Source organism: Amycolatopsis sp. NPDC005003 (genome assembly GCF_053600695.1).
In genome coordinates this window covers 1-23,022 of record NZ_JBSGAI010000031.1, presented here as the reverse complement: position 1 = coordinate 23,022, position 23,022 = coordinate 1, and the positions used below count along the sequence as shown (strand labels likewise).

Here is a 23,022-nt window from a genome sequence, read left to right as displayed (position 1 = left end):
CGCGGACGTCGATTACTCTAGTAGTTGAACTTTCAAACACTGGAGCCGTCGATGACCAGCACACCGGTCCTCTACCTCAGCCACGGAGCGCCGCCGCTCGCCGACGACACCACGTGGACCCGCCAGCTCGCGGCCTGGTCGGCCGACCTGCCGAAGCCGCGCGCGATCCTGGTCGTGTCGGCGCACTGGGAAGAGGCGCCGCTGACCATCGGCGCGACGACGACCGTGCCGCTCGTGTACGACTTCTGGGGCTTCCCCGAGCGCTACTACCAGGTGAAGTACGCGGCTCCCGGCGCGCCGCAGCTGGCGGAGAAGGTCCGGAAGCTGCTTCGCTCGCCGGAGACGCCGGTGCGCGACGCCCCGGAGCGCGGCCTCGACCACGGCGCCTACGTGCCGCTGGTCGAGATGTACCCGGACGCCGACATCCCGGTGCTGCAGGTCTCGATGCCCTCGCTCGACCCGCGGGAGCTGTTCGACGTCGGCCGCAAGCTCGCGCCGTTGCGCGACGAAGGCGTGCTGATCATCGGCAGCGGCTTCTTCACCCACAACCTGAGCGGCATGGCCCGCGCCACCGACGGGACGCCGCCCGCGTGGTCGGCCGAGTTCGACCACTGGGGTGACGAGGTGCTGCGCAGCGGCGACGTCGACACGCTGCTCGACTTCCGGCGCAAGGCGCCGGCGGCGGCGCTCGCCCACCCGCGGATCGAGCACTTCGCGCCGCTGTTCGTCTCCCTCGGCGCCACCTCGGACGAGGGCTCCGGGCGCACGGTGATCGACGGCTTCTGGCACGGCTTGGCGAAGCGTTCCCTCCAGTTCTCCTGACCCGGGACGCGAGCGAGCCCCAGGAGCCGTGGTGGCTCCTGGGGCTCGCCGTCTCCAGGGAAGGAGCGCTATTCGGTGTTCGCGGGTGGTCCCGCGTCCGCGGTCTCTTGGCCGGAACGCTCCGTGCGAGGTCGCCCTCGCGGCGCGGTGGAGCGCCGGCCGCCGTGACAGCGGGGTTCGTGGGCCGGCGGGTTCCCCGGTTCCGGAGCACCCGCCGGCTTCACCGCACTACTTGCGCTTCACCAGACCCAGCAGCTTCGCGAGGAAGCCGGTCGAGTCCAGGCCGGACATCGCCGGGACCTGCGGGGTGCTGTCGAGCACCGGCAGCTTGGCGTTGACCGGGACGGCCGGCGCGGCCGGCAGCGCGACGGGCAGGTCCGCACGCTCGGTGCGACCCGGCAGGACCGCGGGCAGCGCCGGCAGCGCGACGGGCAGGCCGGCGGCCGGCACGTCCGCACGCTCGGTGCCGTGGCCCCCGAGGGAGCCCAGCGAGCCCAGCGCCGACAGCCCGGTCACCGCGGGCAGCGCCGAGGCGGTGGGCAGGGTCGGCTTCGGCAGCGCCGGAACGCCACCCAGGGCGGGCAGGCCACCGGTCGGCAGGTCGGCACGCTCGGTGCCACCCGGCAGGGCCTCACCGACGGCGGCCAGCCCGGCCACTGCGGGCAGCACCGAGGCGGTGGGCAGAGCCGGCAGCTGCACCAGCTTCGTGAGCCCGCCCGCCGACGGCACGTCAGCGCGCTCGGCGACCGGCGCGGTGGCCGGCAGCGCGGGCAGGCCACGGGTGGGCACGCCCTGGGTGGGCAGCCCGGCGAGCGGCAGCGCGCTGGTCAGCCCGTCGAACGACGGCAGCCCACCGAGCAGCTTGGTGATCGGCAGCTTGCCGGTCAGCCCGTCCACCGACGGCATCTCGCCCTGGGTGGGCAGGCTGCTGCGGAGGGCGGCCAGCGACGGCAGCTCGTCGGCCGCCAGCTCCGACCCCTCGGCCGGGAACGCGATGGCGTCCGCGGCCTCCTCGTCGATGCTCGTGGCGTCCGTCGCGTGGGCGGTGGCGACCCCGAGCAGCTCGAGGGGCACGCCGAAGATCTGCACCGGGAGCGCGAACGCGTGGTACGCGTTGATGCCCGACAGCGCCGACTGGTCGCCCGCGGTGACGGCCTTGCCGCCGTTGTGCGTGGTCAGCATGTTGTCGCCGACGGCGTGCGCCACGCCGCCCACGGTCACCGCGTCGCCGAACAGCTGCGCGATCGCGGTCACCGGCAGGTCGAGGATGTTGCCGGAGATCGCGCCTTCGACACCGGAGGTGGTGTCGTCGCCCGCGTTCTCGACCGCGGTCATGTTGACACCGGCGCCCTTGGCGACACCCGCGACGCTGGCGGCGTCACCGAAGACCTGCGCCACCGCCAGCGGGTCCACGCCGACGATGTTGCCGGCCACGCTGCCGCGGTCACCGTTGGTGGTGGCGTCGCCGCCCGCCTCCGACGCGACGTCGTTGGTGCCCTTGCCGGTGCCCAGCGCGGCGGCGGCGATGCCGTCGCCGAACACCGTGCCGGCGCCCGCGATCGGGGCCTTCACGATGTTGCCGGTCAGCGCACCGTCGCGGCCGTCGGTCAGCGCGTCGCCGCCCGCCTTCGCGTCGGTGATGTTGTCGTTCTCGCCGGTGCCGATGCCGCCGAGGGCGCCACCGACGCCCATCGCCTGCACCGGCAGCGCGACCGGGGCCTCGATGATGTTGCCGGCACCGGCGCCGGCCGGGCCGGCGGCCTTGAGGTCGCCGCCCGCGATGGACGTCGTGTCGGTCGAGCCCTTGCCGTGGCCCTGGCCGATGAAGGCGCCACCGATGTTGGCGACCTGCACCGGGGTCGACAGCGGGGCCGCGCCCAGGTTCGAGCTCAGGAAGCCGTTGTCGTCGTTGGTGTTGCCACCGCCGCCGCCGTGGACGACCTTGGTCTCGTCGGCCGCGCCGGAGCCCTGGCCGATGAACGAGCCGCCGACGCCGAAGACCTCGGCGGGCAGGGCGACCGGCACCTGGACGATGTTGCCCGAGCCGGACGAGTTGTTGCCCAGCGTGCCGTCGTACCCGCCGGCGGTGACCGTCTTGTCCTCGGTCGCCGTGCCGGTCGCGTTGCCGATGTGGCTGCCGCCGATGCCGAAGACCTCGGGCGCGCCCGCGGCCTGGGTGTTCACGGTGTTGCCGCCGAGGACGGCGCCGTTGCCCCGGGTGTAGCTGCCGTCGCCCGCGTTGGCGTCGGTCGTGTTGTCGTGCACGGCGTCCGCCTGGCCGATGTAGGTGCCACCCACACCGAAGGCTTCGACCGGCAGCGCGACCGACGGGTTCAGGACGTTGCCCGACCCGCTCGAGTTGTCACCGGCGGTCGTGACCAGGCCACCCGAGTCGACAGTGCTGGAGGAACTGCCGGCGCAGGGGATGCCCGCCGAGGCGTTGCCGATCCACGAACCCGCGACACCCGCGACGTTCGCGATCGGGGACAGCGCGGCCGACCCGGCGTTCCCGGAGAGGAACGAGTCGTTGCCGCTGGTCGCGAGGTAGGTCGGGCTGCCGCCGCGGACCGTGCGGTCGGCGCCGGCCGTGGCGTCGGCGGAGGTGTTGCAGCCGTCGGAGTTCGACAGCGAGCCCCACACCGCACCGGAGTTGCAGTTGAACTTGACCGGCAGGGCGATCGGCGCACCGACCACGTTGCCCGACCCGGAGGCGTGGTCGCCCGAGCTCAGCAGCGAGCCGCCCGAGGCGGCGACGGTGTCGGCGGAGTAGCCGTGGCTCTGCCCGTTGCCGAGCAGGTAGGACGCGGCGTTGCCGGTCACCTGCACCGGGGTGGCGAACTGGCCCGCCACCACGTTGCCGGACAGCGCGGAGCCGTCGCCGTTGGTGGCGACGTCCCCGGTCTCGGTGGTGCTCTGGCTGGCCGACCCACCGGTCACCCGGCCGGTGCCGCCGGCGACCCCGCCGCCGTTGCCGGCGATCTGGACGGGGAGCGCCCAGTCGAGGACGACGGCGTTGCCCGCGAGGCTGGAGTCCTGGCCCGTCGTCTTGACGTCCTGGTCGTGGCTCCAGGTCTGCGAGTGGTCGGTGCCCGCGACGTTCGCGTCGCCGATCACGCCGATCGCGTTGTCCACGATCTGGATCGGGACGACGACGTCGCCGGTGATCTTGTTGCCCTTGAGGTTGTTGTGCCCCGGGGTGAACTTGCCCGCGCCGTCGGCCTTGCTGGCCCCGCCGAGGGTGCTCTCGCTGATCGGGCTCGCGTCGTCGAGCTGCTTCGCAGCCTCGTTCGCGGCCTTGGTGACCGGCTTGGTGCTCAGCTCCGTCTGCCCGGCGGGCAGGTCCAGCTGGCCGAAGGGGGTGCCGACCGCGTTGTTGGCTTCCTGGATCGGAGCCGTGACGTTCAGGTCGAGCGGCGAGGCAGGGGTGTCAGGGCTGACGTTCTCGTCAGCCGAGGCGATGCCGGTGCCCAGCATCAGCAACCCACCCGTGACAAATGCGGTCTGGAGTCCGCGCTTTGCCCACGTCTGCATGGGGTTTTTCTCCTTTATTTCGGGTTCCCTTGCGGGTTCATGGAGGTGCGCTCGTCGAATCGGGACAAGTCCGAGCCGCACCAGGGGGAGGTGGAACTTCTTGCGGGCGCGAGAAAGCGCACCGCCGTGTCACGGGTGTTGCGCGGACGCGACGCCGTCAGCGAAGGACGGACGTGGGTACGTCAGCGACCCGTGGAGGGAGGTGTTCAGTCAGGAGTGACGCCGGGCTGTTCGCCCGGGGTGCGCAGCGAGTGGCGCAGGCCGGCGCGGCTCATCGCCGCGACGGCGGAGTCGACGGCTTCGGTCGTCCAGAAGGGGACGCCGAAGTTGAAGCCGTCGAGGTGTCCACCGGGGGCCGTGCTGCCACCCGGGGCGGTGGGGACGGCCGGCGCGATCGGAAGCTGCGCCGGAGTCAGCGGCGACGGCAGCTCACGGTGCCCGTCGCGGGACTGGCCCGCGGCACCGGTGACGTCGTGCTGTCCACCCGCCGGCATCGCGAGCGCGGCTCGCAGCGCGGCGGGAAGTTCGACGGTCGAGACGGCGGGCGTGCCCGCCTCCTCGCCGGTACCGGAGGTCAGCGGCTCGTCCTCGACCGGGGCCACGCCCGGGAGGACGGGCAGCGGGACCAGGTCGCCGTGGCCGGCCGGGTCGAGCAGCTGCCACACCTGACGGCCGAAGTCGGTGGCCGGCGCGGGGGCGATGGTCTGCTCGACGACCTGGCGGGTGTCCTCCGGCTTGCGCGCGATGTGCTCGACCGCGCCGAGGGTGCGCTCGGCCGGGCTCAGCACCGCGTCGTCGGCGAGGTCGGTGACCGAGGCACTGACGGTCTCGGAGACCTCGTGCCCGACGGTGCCGGCGTCGGTGCGGCCGCAGCGCGGGGCCTGCGGCTCGCTCCACGTCGTCGCGTCCTGGTGGCAGGCGGCGTCGGCGACCCCGCCGGCGACCTCGCCCGCGAAGTGCCCGGTGCCGCGGCTCGCGTCGCCGATCCCGGCCGTCGTGGCGTCGGTGACCGGGGTGACGGAGGCGGTGCCCACCTGGACGGTGTCGGCGGCCGCGGAGGCGTCGGAGACGAGCCACGCGGCGGCGGTACCCGCCATCGCGCCACCCAGCAGGAGCAGCGCACGCGACACGAGACGGCCGACGCGCTTCGCGCCCTGCCCCTCGTTCGTCGCCGTGGTCGCCACTCGTCGTCTCCTCGTTCTCCGTTTTCGGGGACGGGGCCGGTGGCCCCGTCGTCGACAGCTTCGTGATCCGGTTGTTGCGGAAGCGACCTAATCAAACCGGCGCGGCGCCGCGCACCCTCGACACGACTTGATGCCCCCATCGTGTGAAAGACACACGGTGTAATCCGCTCTGACGTTCAGTGATCATGCCTGGCCGTCACGCGTGTCGGACGCGGCCGCGGGAAAGAGGCCGAATCGGGCAGTCCAGCCGCTACGGTGAGCCAGTGACCCACGCGCGACGCGAAGACCCGTTCCTGCCGGAGCACGAGGACGTCACCGGGCTGATCCCCCGGGGCCTGCGCATAAGTGCCGCACTCGCGTGGCGGTTGATCGTGGTGGCCGCGGCGTTGTACGTCGTGGGATGGGTGATCGGCCGCCTGTCCGTCGTCGTGATCCCGCTGGGCATCGCCCTGCTCCTCTCGGCACTGCTCGCGCCGGCCGTGCAGAAGCTCGTGGCGGTCCGGTTCCCGCGGGGGCTCGCCACGGCGATCGTGCTGATCGCCGGGCTCGCCGTGCTGGGCGGTCTGCTGACCTTCGTCGTCACGCAGTTCTCGAGCGGCCTGCCGCAACTGCAGAAGCAGCTGAACGAGAGCCTCAACCAGATCAAGAACTGGCTGATCAACGGTCCGGTGCACCTGCGCCAGGAGCAGATCCAGGAGTTCATCAACCAGGTCTTCGGGTTCCTGCAGAACAACCAGAGCTGGCTCACCGACACGGCGCTGACCACGGCCAGCACGGTCGGCGAGATCGTCACCGGCTTCCTGCTCACGCTGTTCATCACCATCTTCTTCCTCAGCGGCGGCGACGGCATCTGGACGTTCCTGGTCCGGGTCGCACCCGGCCGGGTCCGCAACCGCGTGGACGTCGCCGGGCGCCGCGGGTTCGCGTCGCTGGTCAGCTACGTGCGGGCGACCGCGGCCGTGGCGGTCGTCGACGCCGTCGGCATCGGCATCGGGCTGTGGATCGTCGGCGTGCCGCTGGTGATCCCGCTGGCCACGCTGGTGTTCCTCGGCGCCTTCATCCCCATCATCGGCGCGCTCCTCACCGGTGGCATCGCCGTGCTGATCGCCCTCGTCACCAACGGCTTCATCGGCGCGGTGATCGTGCTGGCCATCGTGGTCGGCGTGATGCAGCTGGAAAGCCACGTGCTGCAGCCGCTGCTGCTCGGGCGCGCGGTGAAGCTGCACCCCCTCGCCGTCATCCTGGCCATCACCGTCGGCCTGGTCGTGGGCGGGATCGCGGGGGCGCTGATGGCGGTGCCGATCCTGGCGGTACTCAACGCGGGCGTCCGGTCCCTGCTGCACGAGACCGACCCGGATCCGGCCGAGGTGAACGTCCTCAAGGACCAGGCCGCGCAGCCGAACGACGCCGAGCCGGGCACCCCGGGTGCCACGGTGCCGACCCGCGGCGAAGACGAGAAGTGACCGTCCGGCGGACGCCCGACCCCGTCACGCCCATGTGGCGGGGCGTGCTGGCCTTCCGCTTCCTCACCTGGGCGTTCGCCTGCGGCACGGTGATCGTCCAGAGCGGTGAGTACCGGCGCGAGTGGCTGGCGTGGACGGTCCTCGGCGTGATGGCGCAGTGGTCGGTCGTCAGCAGCTTCCTCTACCTGCGCGAGCGCACGCGGCCGCCGTCGCTGGTCGTCTTCGACCTCGTGCTGGCCACCGGGCTGCTGCTGACCTCGCCCTGGGTGCTGAGCGACGCGCAGTTCGCGCTCAACGTGCCGCTCATCACCACGGTGTGGGCGGCCGTGCCGCCGGTGGCAGCGGGCGCCCGGTTCGGCGCGGCCGGCGGGGTGCTCGCCGGGCTGGTCGTCGGGGTGGCGACCGCGCTGGCGCGGGAGAAGTTCGACCTCGACGTCGCCCGCGACGGTGTCCTGCTCGCCGCCGCCGGCCTGCTGGTCGGCATGGCGTCGACGATGGCCCGCCGGTCGGCGGCGCGGCTGGAGCAGGCGCTGCGGAAGGAAGCCGCGACCGCCGAGCGGGAGCGGCTGGCCCGGTCGATCCACGACAGCGTGCTGCAGGTGCTCGCGCGGGTCCGCAAGCGTGGCAACGAGGTCGGCGGCGAAGCGGCGGAGCTGGCCCGGCTGGCCGGCGAGCAGGAGATCGCGCTGCGGTCGCTGGTGACGACCGAGCCGGTGCAGCTGACCGACAGCGGCACGATGAGCCTGCGCGCCGCGTTGCAGGTGCTCGCGACGTCGTCGGTGCAGGTCTCGGCCCCGGCGGACGACGTCGAACTGCCGGCGCACGTCACCGGCGAGCTGGTCGCCGTGACCCGCGAAGCCCTGTCGAACGTCGAGAAGCACGCGGGCCCGGACGCGCGCGCGTGGGTGCTGCTGGAGGACCTCGGCGACGAGGTCGTGGTGAGCATCCGCGACGACGGACCGGGCATACCGGACGGCGTTCTCGAGCAAGCCGCCGCGGAAGGGCACCTCGGCGTGGTGGAATCCATCCGGGGACGGGTTCGCGACCTCGGGGGGAGCGCGACCCTCGACACCGGGCCCGGCCGGGGCACGGAGTGGGAGGTCAGGGTGCCGAGCACGAGGGGTGCGAGATGAGCGACGAACCGCGGATTTCGGTGATGGTGGTCGACGACCACCCGATCTGGCGGGACGGGGTGGCCCGCGACCTGACCGAACACGGCTTCGACGTCCGGGCGACCGCGCCGGACGCCGAGGCGGCGCTGCGGATCGCCCGGACCGTGCAGCCGGACGTCGTCCTCATGGACCTCAACCTCGGCAGCACGTCCGGCGTGGACGCCACCCGCGAGATCACCGCGGCGCTGCCGGCCACGAAGGTGCTGGTGCTCTCGGCGAGCGGCGAGCACAAGGACGTGCTGGAGGCGGTGAAGGCCGGTGCGTCCGGCTACCTGGTGAAGTCGGCGTCCGCGGTGGAGCTGGTCGACGCCGTCCACCGCACCGCCGCGGGCGACCCGGTGTTCACCGCGGGCCTGGCCGGGCTGGTGCTCGGCGAGTACCGGCGGATGGCCGACGCGCCGGCCGAAGGCGCCGAGCCGCCGCGGCTGACCGAGCGCGAAACCGACGTCCTGCGCCTGGTCGCGAAGGGGCTGACCGCGCGGCAGATCGCCGAGCGGCTGGTGCTCTCGCACCGCACGGTGGAGAACCACGTGCAGTCGACGCTGCGGAAGCTGCAGCTGCACAACCGCGTCGAGCTGGCCCGGTACGCGATCGAGCACGGCCTCGACGAGGAGTGAGGCTCAGGGCAGGACCGCCAAGCCCGACCAGTTGCCGGCGGGCAAGGCGGCCTGGCCCAGGCGCCACTGCGGTTCGCCGGGGTGCCAGGCGGCGAGGACGCGGTCGGCGAGCACCAGGTCACCGGCGTCCGACCAGTCGAAGCCGCCACCGCGCTTGAGGTGCTCGGTGACGAACGGCATCCCGGGAGCGTGGTCCCAGGTCGGCCCGTCCGGGCGCAGCAGCCAGATGTCCCGCGTCTGCGTGCTGGTGCTGCGGTAGGCGGGGTTCGCGAAGTCGACGGCCCAGACGGCTCCTTCGCGCGAGGGCACCACGGTGGGCGCCGGGCCGATCGAGGGCCGGCTGAGCTTCTTGCTGCTGTTGTCCCGCAGGTCGACCAGGGTCAGGTCGGTCAGGCCGTCGAGCAGCAGCCAGTCGCCGGCGGCGCCGAGGATGCGCGGGGCCTGCCGGACCGTGCGGCCGGTCGCCGGGTCGATCAGGGTGTCGGTCGACTCGGCGGCACCGCCGTTGATGGTGATCAGCAGGCCGTGCTTGGTCTCGGTCCGCACCTGCGTGCGGCAGCTGGCGGGCTGGCCGTGGCCGAGCTCGCCGTCGGAGAACGAGACGTGCTGGAGGCGGCAGTCGTCCGGCGCGTCCTGCCGGATCAGCCAGACGCCTCCGCCGCCGGCGTCCGGAGCGACCGACCAGGCGCGGCCGAGGGACCGCGGCGGGCTCGACGGCCCGGTGTACTCGACGATTTCGAAGGGCTCGCCGTCCCGGGGGTAAAGCGGGCGGACCGTCAGGACGAGGTGCTTCTCGACCCGCACGACGTCCAGCTGGACGTCACCGCCGGGGTAGCCGGGCGGGGTGGCCGTTGGCCCGCGGTCGGCGTCGAACAGGGTGGGCCCGGCGGTCGGCAGCAGCGCGGTGACGCCGATGCCGCCGGTCGCCTGGATGCCGGAAAGCTCCGCCAGGGGAGCCGACGGCGGCGGTGGTGGCGCCGGGAGTTTGTTGGTGCACGCGGACAGCAGGACGACGGCCGCGACGGCGGCGGCGGCGCGGACTACGGGTCCGTTCAGGGTTTTCCCCCGATCTCCCTGGTGAGATCCGGTTCTACCATCGAAGACATGGGCGAGGAAGAGACCGCGGCGGCGGAACCGGTGACCGAGACGAAGCCGTTGAGCGAGCGCGATCTCCGGGTGTCCGACGACGAGCGCGAGCACGTCGTCGGCGTGCTGCAGAAGGCGATCGGCCGCGGCATGATCGACCTCGACGAGTTCACCGAGCGCACCGACCGCGCACTCGCGTCGAGGACGCGCGGCGAGCTGAACGCCGTGCTGGCCGACCTGGCCGGCCTGTACCACCCGGCCGCGGCCCTGGCCGCCGCTCCGGCGTACGCGCCCCCGGTGGGATACCCCGGCTACGCGACCGGGCAGCGCGTCGAGCTGAACGCGAAGTACTCGTCGCTCGTCCGCGGCGGGCCGTGGGTGGTGCCGTCGCAGCTGGTGGTGCGCAACAAGTACGGCTCGACGAAGCTGGACTTCACCGAGGCACAGGTGCAGTCGCCGGTGGTGCACCTCGAGCTGGACGCCAAGTGGGGCTCGGTCGAGATCATCATCCCCGAGCACGCCGCGGTGGACCTCAACGCGATCGGTGACGTCAAGTTCGGCTCGATGGAGGACAAGACGCGCAGCAACGGACGGCAGGGCAACCCCCGGTACGTGCTGAGCGGCCGGGTCCACGGCGGTTCGCTGGTCGTCCGGCACCCGCGGCGCGGGCTCTTCGGCTAGCCGGGGCCCCTCTGCCCCCGGCGTCAAGAAGGCCTCCCCACCCAGGCATCGGGTGGGGAGGCCTTCGCTTTTCCGCGGTCAGGGGGTCCGCAGGTTCCGCGCGGCGAACCAGACCAGGACGGCGAAGGCGACGGCGGCGAGCCCGGCGACGACGTGCAGCCCGGCGGGCAGGCCCTGGGCGCGGACGACGGCGTTGCCCAGCGTGCCGACGGTGGCGAGGCCGAAGGCGTAGCCGAACTCGTTGACGGTCTGGGCCAGCGAAGCGGCCGCGCCCGCCTTGCGCACCGGAACCGAGCCGACGACGAGGTCGGTGCCCAGCGTGACCATCGGCCCGACACCCAGCGACGTCACGGCGAACCCGAGCGACGGCCACAGCGGCCCCGCGGCGGGGTCCACGAGGGCGAGGATCGCCATGCCGGACGCGGCGAGGGCGACCCCGCCGGCGATCAGCGCACCGGTCGGGACCCGCCGGGCGAGGACGGGAGCGGCGAGGAAGCTCACGGTCGAGGCGGCCATCCCCGGCAGCAGCCCCAGCGCGGCCCCGACCGGCGACAGGTGCTGGGCGAGCTGGAAGAACTGGGCGACGAAGAGCATGGTGGTGCCGCCGAGCATGCTGAACAGCAGCATCCCGCCGAGCGCGGTCCGGAACGCCTTGGCGGCGAACAGGCTGAAGTCGACGAGCGGGTCGGCGAGGGTGCGCTGCCGCTTCACGAAGACGTACCCGACGATCAGGCCACCCCCGAGGGCGAGCACCGCGCCGGGGTGGACGCCGTCGCGGGCGAGTTCCTTGACGCCGTAGACGGCGGGCAGGATGGCGCCGAGCGAAAGGGCGACGCTCGGCAGGTCGAGGCGCCCGGCGGTCTCGTCGCGGTATTCCGGCAGCAGCTTCGGGCCGATGACCAGCAGCAGGACCATGGCGGGGACGCCGAGCAGGAAGACCGAGCCCCACCAGAAGTGTTCGAGCATGAAGCCACCGACCAGCGGCCCGACGATGGCGCCGACGGTGAAGCAGCCGGCCCAGATCCCGATGGCTTCGGCCCGCTGCCGCGGGTTAGCGAACATGGTCCCGATGAGCGAGAGGGTCGAGGGAGCAAGCGTGGCCCCGGCAACGCCGAGCGCGGCCCGGGCGGCGATCAGCATGCCGGCACTGGTGGAGAAGGCGGCGACGACGGAGGCGACCCCGAAGGCGGCAGCCCCGACGAGCAGCAGTTTCCGTCGCCCGATGCGGTCGCCGAGTGTCCCCATGGTGACCATGAAGCCGGCGACCATGAAGCCGTAGGTGTCCATGATCCAGAGCTGTTCGGTGCCGTCGGCGTGCAGGCTGAGGGCGAGTTTCGGCAGGGCGAGCACGAGCACGAAGACATCCAGCGAGACGAGCAGGGTCGGCAGGGCGAGCACGGCCAGCCCGACCCATTCCCGCCGCCCGGCCCGGACTGTTTCGACCGGCGCTTCGGCCTGGACGGCTTCGGCTGGAGCGGCTTCGGCCGGGCCGGAGATCGTGGCGGTCATGGTGAGGTCCTCCCGACTCGGGGTGCTTCGCTTCTCACCTCTTCGTCGAGCGGCTCCGGCCGGGATCGACAACGAGCCGGATCTTTTTCTGGTCCGAACGCGGCGAAGGCCGCCCCGGGGACTCCGGGACGGCCGTTCGCGGCTTGGGGTTTGGGGCGGGTTGCCCACACCCCTCGATCAATGTGGACAACCACGCCGGTTCAGGGTCGCACGGATCGGCACTGTCGGTGATGACCGATAGACTGAAAGTGGGGGGCGCCCCTGCGGGTGGGGCATGATTCGCGCTGGGGCGAATCGATCGGACCGGGCAGTTCGGGGTCCGGCCGGCCCCGGAAAGGACGGGTTGCCTGGGCGCGTGGGAGCCAGCGCCGGGCGAACCAGGCGGAATGGGCAGGCGAGCAGGTCGCCCAGGCCAGGCGGCCAGGCCAGGCCTGCGTCGGGCGTCGGTGGCTCAGGGGCGAGCCGCCGCGCGGGCTGCTGTCGGGTCGGATGTTGCCAGGGTTGCTTCTGCCAACGCCTCGCACTCCGCGAGCGTTGTTGCCGCCAGGCTTGCTCCCACCGCGCGGACCGCCGGGGCGTTCATCGACAAGCTCGTCAGGCCCAAGCCCGCCAGGACCAGGGCCAGGCGCGGGTCGGCGGCCGCTTCGCCGCAGACGCCTGCCGGTTTGCCCGTGGCCTTGGCCGCGTCGCCGATCAGCTTCAGCAGCCGGAGGAGACCTGGCTGCCACGGGTCGTTGAGCTTGGCCACCGCGCCCAGCTGGCGGTCGGCCGCGAACGTGTACTGGGCCAGGTCGTTCGTGCCCACCGAGACGAAGTCGACGACCTCCAGGATCTCGCGGGCGCTGAGCGCCGCCGCCGGGATCTCGATCATCACGCCCGCGCGGGCGATGCCCGCCGCGCGGACCCGGCCGGCGAACCAGGCTGCTTCCTCGACCGTGGCCACCATCGGGGCCATCACCGACACCTCGGCGCCCGAATCCGCCGCCGCGCCCGCGATCGCTTCCAGCTGGCGGTCCAGCACCTCGGGGCGGTCGAACGCCACGCGCAGGCCCCGCACGCCCAGCGCCGGGTTGGGCTCGGCTTCCGGGGACAGGAACGCCAGGGGCTTGTCGGCGCCCGCGTCGAGCGTCCGGACGATCACCGGCTTGCCACGGAACGGCGAAAGCACCGCCGTGTACGCCGCTCGCTGGTCGGCCACCGATGGCTCGTCGCTGGCGTCGAGGTAGCAGAACTCCGTGCGAAACAGGCCGACGCCTTCGGCGCCCGCGTCCGCCGCGGCCTGGGCGTCGGCGGGGGAGCCGACGTTGCCGTAGACCTTCACGCGGTGGCCGTCGGCCGTCGCGCCCGTGCCGTTCCACTCGGCGAGCTTGGCCACCTTCGCCGTGACGACCGCGGCCGACGGGTCGGCGACCTCGACCGTGCCCGTGTCGCCGTCGACCGCAAGCGCTTGCGCGTCGAGAGCCAGCAGGCCGCGCACCGCGACGACGGCCGGGATGCCCAAGGCCCGCGCGAGGATCGCGGTGTGGCTCGTGGGGCCGCCCTCTTCGGTGACCAGCGCGAGGACCTTCGCCGGGTCCAGGCCGGCGGTGTCGGCCGGCGCGAGGTCGCGGGCGACCAGCACGCTCGGCGACGCCAGCTCGGGCACCCCCGGCGGCGCGATGCCGAGCAGCTCGGCGATCAGCCGGTCGCGGACGTCACGAACGTCGCGGACGCGCTCGGCCAGGTACCCGCCGGCCGCGGCCAGCGCCTCGGCGAACCCTTCGGCGGCCTGGTGGACGGCGCGCGCGGCGGGCAGGCCCTGGGTCTTGACCAGGGTTTCGGCCTGGGAGACGAGCGCCGGGTCGGCCGCCATCGCCGCGGTGGTGATGAGGATCGTCGCGGCCTCGCCGGTGGCGGTCTCGGCCTGTTTTTCCAGCCGGCCGGCGACGGTCGCGGCCGCGGGGGCGATCCGGGCGGCCTCGGCGGCCGGATCGGCCGGGGCGGGGGTGGCGGCGGGCTCGCCGAGCGGCTCCGCGACCCGGACTACGGGGCCACTCGCGCGGCCGGGGCTGACGGCGACCCCGCTGAGGGACCCCGCCGACGCACTCTTTCCCGCGGAGGCGGCGTCGAACTCTGCCGACGCACTCTTTCCCGCGGAGGCGGCGTCAAACTCTGCCGACGCACTCTTTCCCGCGGAGGCGGCATCGGACCCCGCCGACGCACTCTTCTCGGCGGAGGCGTCGGTGGCGGCATCCGGCTCGGGCGACGCAGTCTGTCCCGCGGACGCGGCTTCGGGCTCGGGCGCGGCGGCAGCAAACTCAGGCATGGTCTAGACCATAGCTCAGATACGCCTGGATATCTCGTGGTGGCGGGCACAAACCGCGCTGCCGTACCTGTTCGAGCACCGGCCGGACCTCCTCGCGCCACCAGGAGTCGGCCAATTCGTCGCGGCTGCGCACGGGCCGTCCGGCCAGCATACGGCGGAAACCCCAGGCCTCGGCCGAGTCGGCGAGCCGGAACCAGTCGGCCGGGTCGTCGAGCCACAGCCCGAAGCGGACGTCGTCCGGCAGCGGCACGCGCTCGAGGAACATGCGCTCGGCAGTCTTCGACGGCAGGTCGGCGAGCGTCAGGCAGCGCAGCGCGCAGGCGACCGTGCTGATCCAGCGGACCCTCGCGCGGATGGTCCGGGCGCCGCGCGCCCGCGCGATGCCGACGCGGTGGTGGCCGTCCTCGACGAAGAACATGTCGGAGAGCCGCACGAGCCGGACCGGCGGCAGGTCCGCCGACGTCCGGGTCAGGTGCTCCCAGCGGTCGCGCAGCGCGCGGTTGCGCGGCCGGAACTCGCGGTCGAAGTCCCCGGCGCGGGCGACCGTGCCGACCACGCCTTCCAGCGGCACGTCGTAGACGCCTTCGTCGATCTCGGTCTGCTTGCCGAGCGCCTTGAGGGTTTCGTCGAGCGGCATGATCGCGAGCCGGTCGGGGCGGCGGGCGTCCGCGATCGCGCGCAGCTGGGCGGCGTAGCCGCGCCACCAGGCCGAGCCGAACGAGTCGCCCATGTGTCCTGCAACACGGCGACCGGGATGATCATTCCCCCAGGTCGGCGGCGGTCGGGTAGGACGGCTGGGCCCCGTGCCGCGTCACGCTGAACGCCGCAACGCGCACGGCTCGCTTCGCGGCGGCGACCAGGTCGGCACCGTCGGCGAGCGACGCGGCGAGCGCGCCCGCGAAGGCGTCCCCGGCACCGGTGGTGTCGACGGCCGCGACCTCGGGCGATTCCACCCGGCTCACCGATCCGGCTTCGACGACGACGGCACCGGCCGCGCCGAGCGTGACGACGGCCGCCCGCGGCCCGAGGTCGAGCAGTTTCCGGAAGTCCGCGCCGGGCCCGGTGAGCCAGGCGGCCTCGTGCTCGTTGACCAGCAGCACGTCGAGCCTGGCCAGCGTCTCCGGGGAGAGCTTCGCCGCCGGCGACAGGTTCAGCAGCACCCGCACGCCCTGTTCGGCGGCCCGCGCGACAGCGTGTTCGACGGTCGGCAGCGGCACCTCCAGCGAGGCGACCATGATCTCCACCCCGTCGAAGACGGCGTCGACGTCGGCGGGCTCGAGGCTCGAATTGGCGCCGGGGGAGACGAGGATCGAGTTTTCGCCGTCCGGCGTGACGGTGATGTAGGCGATCCCGGTCGGCCGCTCGCTGGTGCGCACGAGCCCGGTGTCGACGCCGGCGGCGCGGAGGGAATCGAGCAGCAGCCTGCCGTAGGGATCGTCGCCGACGGCGCCGAGCAGTGCGACGTCGGCGCCGAGCCGGCCCGCCGCGACCGCCGTGTTGGCGCCCTTGCCGCCCGGCGAGAGCACGGTGTCGCCGCCCAGCACCGTTTCCCCGCCGCCCGGCCGCCGGTCCACCGCGACGACCAGGTCGGCGTTGGCGGATCCCACAACGAGCACGTCCGAGTTCATACCCCGCACTTTCCCACGAAACCCGTTCGGACCAGGTCAGCACCGGCAGGCAAGGGGAAAGTGAAGGTTTTTGTAACTTATCCGGGGCTGAGTGCGACAATCATGCGAGCAGCGGAAGCCCGTCACTCGATCGGGGGATCCCCGTCCCCCGGCCGTCACTTGGTGGCCCCGGTCCCGCTCTCCAGGTGCGTCATCACGCTGGACGTGGTGGCGGTGCCCCACCGGCGCAAGCCGGACAGGGCATCAGGTCGCCGGCGCCGATCACGTAGCCCCCCGAGTGATCGGCGTCGGCGGCGCCCCCTTCACCCCGACCGGCGGACATCCCGTTAACGCAAAATTCGTCGTACTAAGCACCTAGACTGTTCGGATGAGCCACCCCACGCGGAGGGGTCGCGCGCGTGCGGCTACCGAACAGGACATCCGGCGGACCGCCCGGAAGCTGCTCGTCGAGCAGGGGCCGGAGGCGGTCACCCTGCGCGCCATCGCGCGGGAGCTGGGGATCACCGCGCCCGCGCTCTACCGGTACTACGAGTCCCGTGATGACCTCGTCGAGAACCTGCGGCTGGACGTCTGCGCCGACCTGGCCGACGACCTCGCCGAGGAGATCGCCGAGCTGCCGGACGACGGCGTGCTGCAGCTGTTCGCCATTTGCAAGGGCTTCCGGCGGTGGGCGCTCACCCACACGAAGGAATTCACGCTCGTTTTCGCCTCTCCCACCGGCGGGATCGGGTCGACGTCGGGGAGCGCGCTGAGCCGGGTCGACGAGCCGTTCGGGCGGATCTTCCTCGCCGCCGCCGGCCGGGTGCTCGCGCGGCACGACATCGTGCTGCCGTCGGCCAGCAGCGTGCCAGACGAGCTGCGCGACGACCTGAAGACGTTCCAGGAATCGCTGGTCGCCGTGCTCGTCGAGTCCGACCAGGGCGTGCCTGTCGAGAAGATCGACCTCGGCGTGACGTACCTGATGATCCAGTTCTGGGCCCGGCTCTACGGGCACGTCACGCTCGAGGTCTTCGGCAACTACCCGATCCCGATGTCCAAACCGGACGTGCTGTTCGAGTCGATGCTCGCCGACCTGGCGCGGGAGATCGGGCTCTACTCGGGTTAGGCCGCGTGGCCGCCGTCCACGGACAGCACGGCCGCCGTCACGTACTCGGCGTCGGGTGAAGCGAGGTAGGCGACCGCCGCGGCCACTTCGGACGGCGGCCGTAGCGGTCGAACGCCGTCAGGGCGCGCTGGTCCGCCGCGAACGGCCCGTCGGCCGGGTTCCGTGATGCCGCGCGGGCCCAGCTCGCGGGCCGTGACGCAACTGCCGATCGTGATCACGCGGCCGCCGTCGGCCAACACCCCGGCCGCCGCCTGGGTCGCCGCGAAGACACCGCGGACTCGGCCGGGTGATGGGTCTGCCGAGCATGGTGGCACTGAGTGGCGGCCACCCCGCCGGGTGGGTGGCCGCCCTCGCGTCAGAGGACGATGTTGACCAGCCGGCCCGGCACCACGATGACCTTGCGCGGCGAGCCGTCGCCGATCATCGCCGCGACCTTCTCGTCCGCCAGCGCGGCGGCCTGCACCTCGTCCTGGGACGCCGAAGCCGCCACCGTCACCCGGGACCGGACCTTGCCGTTGACCTGGATCGGGTACTCGACCGAGTCCTCCACCAGGTACTTCTCGTCCACCACCGGGAACGGGCCCTGCACCAGCGAGTCCGCGTGGCCCAGCCGGTGCCACAGCTCCTCGGCCATGTGCGGGGCCAGCGGCGCCAGCATCAGCACCAACGGCTCGGCCAGCTCGCGCGGCGTCGACGCGGCCCCGCCGTACACCTTGGTGACGTGGTTGTTCAGCTCGATCAGCTTCGCGCCGGCCGTGTTGAACCGCATCTCCGCGTAGTCCTCGCGGACGCCGGAAATCGTGCGGTGCAGCACCTTGCGGTCCGCCTCCGAAGCGTCCTCAGTGGACACCCGCAGCTCGCCGGTCGTCTCGTCGACGACCAGACGCCACAGCCGCTGCAGGAACCGGTGCGCGCCCACGACGTCCTTGGTCGCCCAGGGGCGCGACATGGCCAGCGGGCCCATCGCCATCTCGTAGAACCGGAACGTGTCGGCGCCGTAGTTCTCGGCCATCTCGTCCGGCGTGACGACGTTCTTCAGGCTCTTGCCCATCTTGCCGTACTCCTGGGTGACCTCTTCGCCGTTGAAGAAGTACTTCCCGTCGCGCTCCTCGACCTGCTCGGCCGGGACGTAGACGCCGCGCGCGTCCGTGTACGCGTACGCCTCGATGTAGCCCTGGTTGAACAGCTTCCGGTACGGCTCCTTGGACGTCACGTGGCCCAGGTCGAACAGCACCTTGTGCCAGAAGCGCGAGTACAGCAGGTGCAGCACCGCGTGCTCGACGCCGCCGACGTACAGGTCGACGCCGCCGGTGTCGTCCGCGCCGTACTCGCCGGGCCGCGGGCCCATCCAGTACTGCTCGTTCTCCGGCGCGCAGAACGTCTCCGAGTTCGTCGGGTCCAGGTAGCGCAGCTGGTACCAGCAGGAACCCGCCCAGTTCGGCATCGTGTTGATGTCGCGGCGGTAGTTCTTCGGGCCGTCGCCCAGGTCCAGCTCGACCTCGACCCAGTCGGTCGCGCGCGCCAGCGGCGACGACGGCATCGAGTCGCGGTCCTCCGGGTCGAACGTCACCGGCGAGTAGTCGGCGACCTCGGGCAGCTCGATCGGCAGCATCGACTCGGGAACGGCGTGCACCTCGCCGTCCTCGTCGTAGACCACCGGGAACGGCTCGCCCCAGTAGCGCTGGCGCGAGAACAGCCAGTCGCGCAGCTTGTACTGCACGGTCCCGGTGCCGGCGCCCTGCTCCGACAGCCAGTCGATGATCGTCTTCTTGGCCTCGGCGACGTCCATGCCGTCCAGGAAGCCCGAGTTGATCGCCGGGCCGTCACCCGTGTACGCCTTGCCGTCGAAGCCTTCGGACGGCTGCACGGTCCGGATGATGTCCAGGCCGAACTTCTCGGCGAACTCCCAGTCGCGCACGTCCTGGCCGGGGACGGCCATGATCGCGCCGGTGCCGTAGCCCATCAGCACGTAGTCGGCGACGAAGATCGGGATCTGCTTGTCGTTGACCGGGTTCGTCGCGTACGCGCCGGTGAAGACGCCGGTCTTCTCCTTGTTCTCCTGCCGGTCCAGTTCGGACTTGCGCGACGCGGCGACGCGGTACTCCTTGATCGCCTCGGCGGGCGTCGCGGCGCCACCGGTCCAGCGCTCGTCGACACCCTCCGGCCACGCCTCGGTGACCAGCTTGTCGACCAGCGGGTGCTCCGGCGCCAGCACCATGTACGTGGCGCCGAACAGGGTGTCCGGCCGGGTGGTGAAGACCTCGATGCCGTTGTCACCGGCCTTGAACGTGACGCGGGCGCCGTGCGAGCGGCCGATCCAGTTCCGCTGCATGGACTTGACCTTCTCCGGCCAGTCCAGCAGGTCCAGGTCGTCGACCAGGCGGTCCGCGTACGCGGTGATCCGCATCATCCACTGCCGCAGGTTGCGGCGGAAGACGGGGAAGTTGCCGCGCTCGCTGCGGCCGTCGGCGGTGACCTCTTCGTTCGACAGCACGGTGCCCAGGCCCGGGCACCAGTTGACCGGCGCTTCGGAGATGTACACCAGCCGGTGGTCGTCGATAACCCTCTTCCGTTCGACGGCGGACAGCGCCGCCCAGTCACGGCCGTCCGGCGTCGGCCGGGAGCCGTCCGCGAAGGCGGCCTCCAGCTCGGCGATCGGACGTGCCTTGCCCGCCTCGGTGTCGTACCAGCTGTTGAAGATCTGCAGGAAGATCCACTGCGTCCAGCGGTAGTACTCGGGGTCGATCGTGGAGATGCGACGGCGTTCGTCGTGGCCCAGGCCCAGGCGCCGGATCTGGCGCAGGTAGGTCCGGATGTTCTCCTCGGTCGTCTTGCGCGGGTGCTGCCCGGTCTGCACCGCGTACTGCTCGGCCGGCAGGCCGAAGGCGTCGAAGCCCATCGTGTGCAGCACGTTGCGCCCGATCATCCGGTGGTACCGGGCGAAGACGTCGGTGCTGATGAAGCCCAGCGGATGCCCGACGTGCAGGCCGGAGCCCGACGGGTACGGGAACATGTCCTGGACGAACAGCTTGTCGCTGGGCACCGGCTGCCCCTCGACGGCGAGCGGCCCGACGGGGTTGGGCGCGTGGAAGGTCCCCTGGTCGGCCCAGTGGTCCTGCCAGCGCTGCTCGATCTGGCCCGCCAGCGCGGCCGTGTAGCGGTGCGCCGGGACGTCGGTCCCTGTCGCCTCAGTCATCGCCGTCTTCCTTCGTCGATCGCTCCAGAAACAACTCGACCCCTCAGCCACCAGGGCATGAGGGGTCGCCGCGCCGGCCGGGCCGGGCCCGGTCAGCGCGGCAGGCTAAGGAGCAGCCGAGCCGTGTTCATACCTTCATCGTAACTTGCTGGTCAAAGCCGTTCGGAGGGGACCGCCAGTGCGACGAACTGCGTGACCTGGGTCGCGGAGAAGTTGTTGTCGCTGACCAAGATCAAGCTGCGCTCGCCGTTCGGCAGCTTCGGGCCCCACGTCATGCCCTCGATGTTGTCCACAGTGGACAAGCCGAGGTCGGCCGCGTCGAACAGGAACCGCTTCTTCACCGGCTTGACGTGCTTCGCGTCGGCCAGGGACTTGACGTTCAGGACGTTCGTCGCGCCGTTCGTGTCGATCTCGTAGACGCGCACCTTGTTGCCGACGCCGGTGCTGAACGAGCGCTCCATCATGAGGAACTTCGTCGGGTCGGCCTGGTCGACGGCCAGCATCGAGGAGACGCCGGTGGTGGCGAACGCCGTCGACGGCACGGGCGCGGCGAACAGCGGCTCCTGCGGGTAGGCGTACTGGGCCAGGACCGGCCCGAACCGCGACTGCAGGGTGATCCGCGACAGGGCACCGGTGGTCGTGGTCGCCTCGGGGCCGTCCTGCAGCAGCGGGCCCTCGACCTCGCTCGCCAGCAGCGAGCCGTACCCGGTGAACGTGATGCCCTCGAGGACGAGGTTCTGGCGCGGGCCCGCCGTCGGCGTCATCTTCTCGTTCGCGGGGATCGGCAGGTCGCGGACGTATTCGCCGTCGCGGCGCGCCTCGCGGATCGAGGGGTCGATCAGCGTCGTCGCCGTCCGCTCGCCCTCCTGCGACCAGTAGTAGTCGCCGCTCCACGGGTCGACGCGCAGCTCTTCGGGGTCGATCGTCTGCTCGTTCTGCGGCTTCGCCGGGTCGTTCTGCGCGAGTGGCGGGTACGGCGTGCCGTCCGGGCGCAGCAGCGGCTTCGTGCCGGTGAGGGTGACGTCGCCGACGCCGTGGGCGGTGACCGGGAAGGTCGCCGTGTAGAAGCGGGCGGGGTTGATCGCCGACCGGTCGTCGCAGATCAGCGCGTAGCCGCCGGTCCGCGGGTCGTAGTCGATGCTGGACAGGCCGCCGACCGTGGTGCCCTGGAACTGCAGGGCGTTCGGAACGATCTTCTCGCCGAGCAGCCGGATCGGCCGCTGGTGACTCTCGGTGGCACTCGCCGGCGCCGCGGCGAGGATTCCCCCGATCAGGGCAGCGGTCAGGACGGTGGGCAGTACACGCGGTGACATGGCCTGTAGCACAGTCGATCAGGGTATCCGGCAGGTTGCCGGGACGTCACGCTTATCCTTGACCCCGTGTTCGCTATCGCGCTGGTTCCGGTCGTGCTGGGTCTGCTCGTCGGTTTTGGTGGGTTCCTCGGGTTCCGCGAGCGCTTGACGCGCGAGGGCGGCACCGGGGTGCGCACCGAGGCGGCGTTGCGCAGTGAAGAGGCGTTCAAGCTGGCCAACCGCGTCGCGGGACTGCCGACCATGGCCGGGGGCGCGATCGCCGTGCTCACCGGGCTGGCCGGGCTGGCCATGCCGACCACCGGCGGCCTGGTCTCCGCCGCGGTCGCGGGCGTGCTCGCGATGGTGCTGCTGGTCATGGGCGGTGGCGTGCTCGGCAACCGGGCCGCGCTGAGCGTGCCCGCCCCGGCTCCGGCGGCGCCGGCCGGCTGCAGCGGCTGCGCGTGCGGTGCCGGCGGCTGCGGCGTCTTCAAGAAGGAAGACGCCTAATTCCGCTGGAGGTCGCCCGGATGGGTGGCCAGTAGCGCCAGCGGGATGCCCTGCCGGCGCAGGACCTGGCTCCACAGGTCGCCGTCGGGCGAGGCCAGGATGTCGCTCGGCAGCGCGGGCACGATGACCCAGTCGTCACGCTCGATTTCGCCGGCCAGCTGCCCCGAATCCCAGCCCGCGTACCCGGCGAACACGCGCACGCCGCGCACCTTCGGCACCAGCACTTCGGGATCGGTGTCCAGGTCGACCAGCGCGACCGGGCCGCGGACCGCGATCACCCCCGGCACGCTCGCCGCCGTTTCGCCGGTGCGCAGCGCGGCCAGGCACAACGCGGTCTTCTTCTCGACCGGGCCGCCGACGAACACCGCCTGCGGCTCGGCGACGTGCCCGCCCCAGTTGGGCAGCACGTCGTGCACGGCGACGTCGCTCGGCCGGTTCAGGACGACGCCGAGCGTGCCCTCTTCGCGGTGATCGATGACGAACACCACGGTCCGGCGGAAGTTGGGGTCGACCATCGTGGGGGCGGCGACCAGGAGCGTTCCCGGTTCAACCTCGGCGTCCGCTGGCACAGACCCATGATCCCACCCTTGGCCGGGCGAATGACTTCGGCTCGGGAACAATCGCCCCAACAGCCTCGTTTGAAACATGTGGCCGGCGCACTCCGTGTCCCCCGGGCTCACTGAAGAACCGCCTTTGTGGAATACCGTCCGGCTGGAGCCACACTGCGCATAGCCGCCGAGAGGCGACCTCAGTGCGTCGGCCACCCCTTGGTCGGTGGCTACGCCACCTTCCCAGTACTCGCACTGAGGGTGTTTACCGGGGGGGGGGGGCCCCCCCCCCCCCCACAGGACACGCCACCCACCGAAAGGGTTGTGCTGTTAAGAAAAAATATTAAAGATTAAGCACAACCACAAAATAAACAAA

Annotated in this window: 17 protein-coding genes; 7 read left to right on the top strand and 10 right to left on the bottom strand. The window is 72.0% G+C overall.

Going from position 1 to position 23,022, the window contains the following annotated elements; translation table 11 throughout:
* The first annotated feature begins 51 nt into the window (after positions 1 to 51).
* Positions 52 to 822 carry a dioxygenase family protein gene (locus ACWED2_RS30985; RefSeq protein ID WP_449694047.1) on the top strand — a complete coding sequence of 257 codons (771 nt, stop codon included), beginning with the start codon at positions 52 to 54 and terminating at the stop codon, positions 820 to 822.
* Between the two features lie 228 nt (positions 823 to 1,050).
* On the opposite strand, the gene ACWED2_RS30980 is transcribed toward ACWED2_RS30985, so the two are convergent.
* Positions 1,051 to 4,353 carry a PE-PGRS family protein gene (locus ACWED2_RS30980; protein ID WP_449694046.1) on the bottom strand — a complete coding sequence of 1,101 codons (3,303 nt, stop codon included), beginning with the start codon at positions 4,351 to 4,353 and terminating at the stop codon, positions 1,051 to 1,053.
* A 206-nt stretch (positions 4,354 to 4,559) separates the two neighbouring features.
* Complete coding sequence (locus ACWED2_RS30975; RefSeq protein ID WP_449694045.1) at positions 4,560 to 5,537, bottom strand: hypothetical protein; 978 nt, start codon at positions 5,535 to 5,537, stop codon at positions 4,560 to 4,562.
* A gap of 263 nt (positions 5,538 to 5,800) precedes the next feature.
* Between ACWED2_RS30975 and ACWED2_RS30970 the strand changes: the two genes are divergently transcribed.
* Genes ACWED2_RS30970 through ACWED2_RS30960 form a run of 3 tightly spaced genes read left to right on the top strand, consistent with a single transcriptional unit; the run spans position 5,801 to position 8,789 of the window.
* Positions 5,801 to 7,000 carry an AI-2E family transporter gene (locus ACWED2_RS30970; protein ID WP_449694044.1) on the top strand — a complete coding sequence of 400 codons (1,200 nt, stop codon included), beginning with the start codon at positions 5,801 to 5,803 and terminating at the stop codon, positions 6,998 to 7,000.
* The gene (gene macS / locus ACWED2_RS30965) at positions 6,997 to 8,133 is read left to right on the top strand and encodes a MacS family sensor histidine kinase (protein WP_449694043.1); all 1,137 of its coding nucleotides are present in this window, start codon (positions 6,997 to 6,999) and stop codon (positions 8,131 to 8,133) included. The genes ACWED2_RS30970 and macS overlap by 4 nt, the downstream gene beginning before the upstream one ends.
* Positions 8,130 to 8,789 carry a response regulator gene (locus ACWED2_RS30960; RefSeq protein WP_449694042.1) on the top strand — a complete coding sequence of 220 codons (660 nt, stop codon included), beginning with the start codon at positions 8,130 to 8,132 and terminating at the stop codon, positions 8,787 to 8,789. The genes macS and ACWED2_RS30960 overlap by 4 nt, the downstream gene beginning before the upstream one ends.
* 3 nt (positions 8,790 to 8,792) lie before the next feature.
* Here the strand turns inward: ACWED2_RS30960 and ACWED2_RS30955 are convergent, their stop codons facing one another.
* The gene (locus tag ACWED2_RS30955; RefSeq protein ID WP_449694041.1) at positions 8,793 to 9,989 is read right to left on the bottom strand and encodes a hypothetical protein; all 1,197 of its coding nucleotides are present in this window, start codon (positions 9,987 to 9,989) and stop codon (positions 8,793 to 8,795) included.
* Here ACWED2_RS30955 and ACWED2_RS30950 point away from each other — a divergent pair.
* Complete coding sequence (locus tag ACWED2_RS30950) at positions 9,894 to 10,556, top strand: DUF1707 SHOCT-like domain-containing protein (RefSeq protein WP_449694040.1); 663 nt, start codon at positions 9,894 to 9,896, stop codon at positions 10,554 to 10,556. The genes ACWED2_RS30955 and ACWED2_RS30950 overlap by 96 nt on opposite strands.
* Positions 10,557 to 10,634: 78 nt before the next feature.
* On the opposite strand, the gene ACWED2_RS30945 is transcribed toward ACWED2_RS30950, so the two are convergent.
* The 4 genes from ACWED2_RS30945 to ACWED2_RS30930 all read right to left on the bottom strand — a co-directional run bounded on the left by ACWED2_RS30945 (position 10,635) and on the right by ACWED2_RS30930 (position 15,998).
* Complete coding sequence (locus ACWED2_RS30945) at positions 10,635 to 12,065, bottom strand: MFS transporter (RefSeq protein ID WP_449694039.1); 1,431 nt, start codon at positions 12,063 to 12,065, stop codon at positions 10,635 to 10,637.
* Between the two features lie 451 nt (positions 12,066 to 12,516).
* Positions 12,517 to 14,370 carry a phosphoenolpyruvate--protein phosphotransferase gene (gene ptsP, locus ACWED2_RS30940; protein ID WP_449694038.1) on the bottom strand — a complete coding sequence of 618 codons (1,854 nt, stop codon included), beginning with the start codon at positions 14,368 to 14,370 and terminating at the stop codon, positions 12,517 to 12,519.
* A complete protein-coding gene (locus tag ACWED2_RS30935) occupies positions 14,363 to 15,100 on the bottom strand; it encodes a hypothetical protein (RefSeq protein ID WP_449694037.1) in 738 nt (245 codons plus the stop codon). Before ACWED2_RS30935 ends, ptsP begins: the two co-directional genes overlap by 8 nt.
* A 28-nt stretch (positions 15,101 to 15,128) precedes the next feature.
* Positions 15,129 to 15,998, bottom strand: coding sequence for a ribokinase (locus ACWED2_RS30930; RefSeq protein WP_449694036.1), 870 nt, complete (start codon positions 15,996 to 15,998; stop codon positions 15,129 to 15,131).
* Between the two features lie 367 nt (positions 15,999 to 16,365).
* On the opposite strand from ACWED2_RS30930, the gene ACWED2_RS30925 reads away from it, so the two are divergent.
* On the top strand, positions 16,366 to 17,103 hold the full coding sequence (locus ACWED2_RS30925) for a TetR/AcrR family transcriptional regulator (RefSeq protein WP_449694035.1): 738 nt from the start codon (positions 16,366 to 16,368) through the stop codon (positions 17,101 to 17,103).
* 355 nt (positions 17,104 to 17,458) lie between these two features.
* On the opposite strand, the gene leuS is transcribed toward ACWED2_RS30925, so the two are convergent.
* Together leuS and ACWED2_RS30915 are read right to left on the bottom strand one after the other, a co-directional pair.
* The gene (leuS, locus tag ACWED2_RS30920; RefSeq protein WP_449694034.1) at positions 17,459 to 20,299 is read right to left on the bottom strand and encodes a leucine--tRNA ligase; all 2,841 of its coding nucleotides are present in this window, start codon (positions 20,297 to 20,299) and stop codon (positions 17,459 to 17,461) included.
* A 152-nt stretch (positions 20,300 to 20,451) separates the two neighbouring features.
* Positions 20,452 to 21,612, bottom strand: coding sequence for an esterase-like activity of phytase family protein (locus tag ACWED2_RS30915; protein WP_449694033.1), 1,161 nt, complete (start codon positions 21,610 to 21,612; stop codon positions 20,452 to 20,454).
* 66 nt (positions 21,613 to 21,678) lie between these two features.
* Between ACWED2_RS30915 and ACWED2_RS30910 the strand changes: the two genes are divergently transcribed.
* The gene (locus ACWED2_RS30910) at positions 21,679 to 22,098 is read left to right on the top strand and encodes an SdpI family protein (protein ID WP_449694032.1); all 420 of its coding nucleotides are present in this window, start codon (positions 21,679 to 21,681) and stop codon (positions 22,096 to 22,098) included.
* Here ACWED2_RS30910 and ACWED2_RS30905 read toward each other — a convergent pair.
* On the bottom strand, positions 22,095 to 22,745 hold the full coding sequence (locus ACWED2_RS30905) for a YqgE/AlgH family protein (protein WP_449694031.1): 651 nt from the start codon (positions 22,743 to 22,745) through the stop codon (positions 22,095 to 22,097). The genes ACWED2_RS30910 and ACWED2_RS30905 overlap by 4 nt on opposite strands.
* Positions 22,746 to 23,022 lie beyond the last annotated feature (277 nt).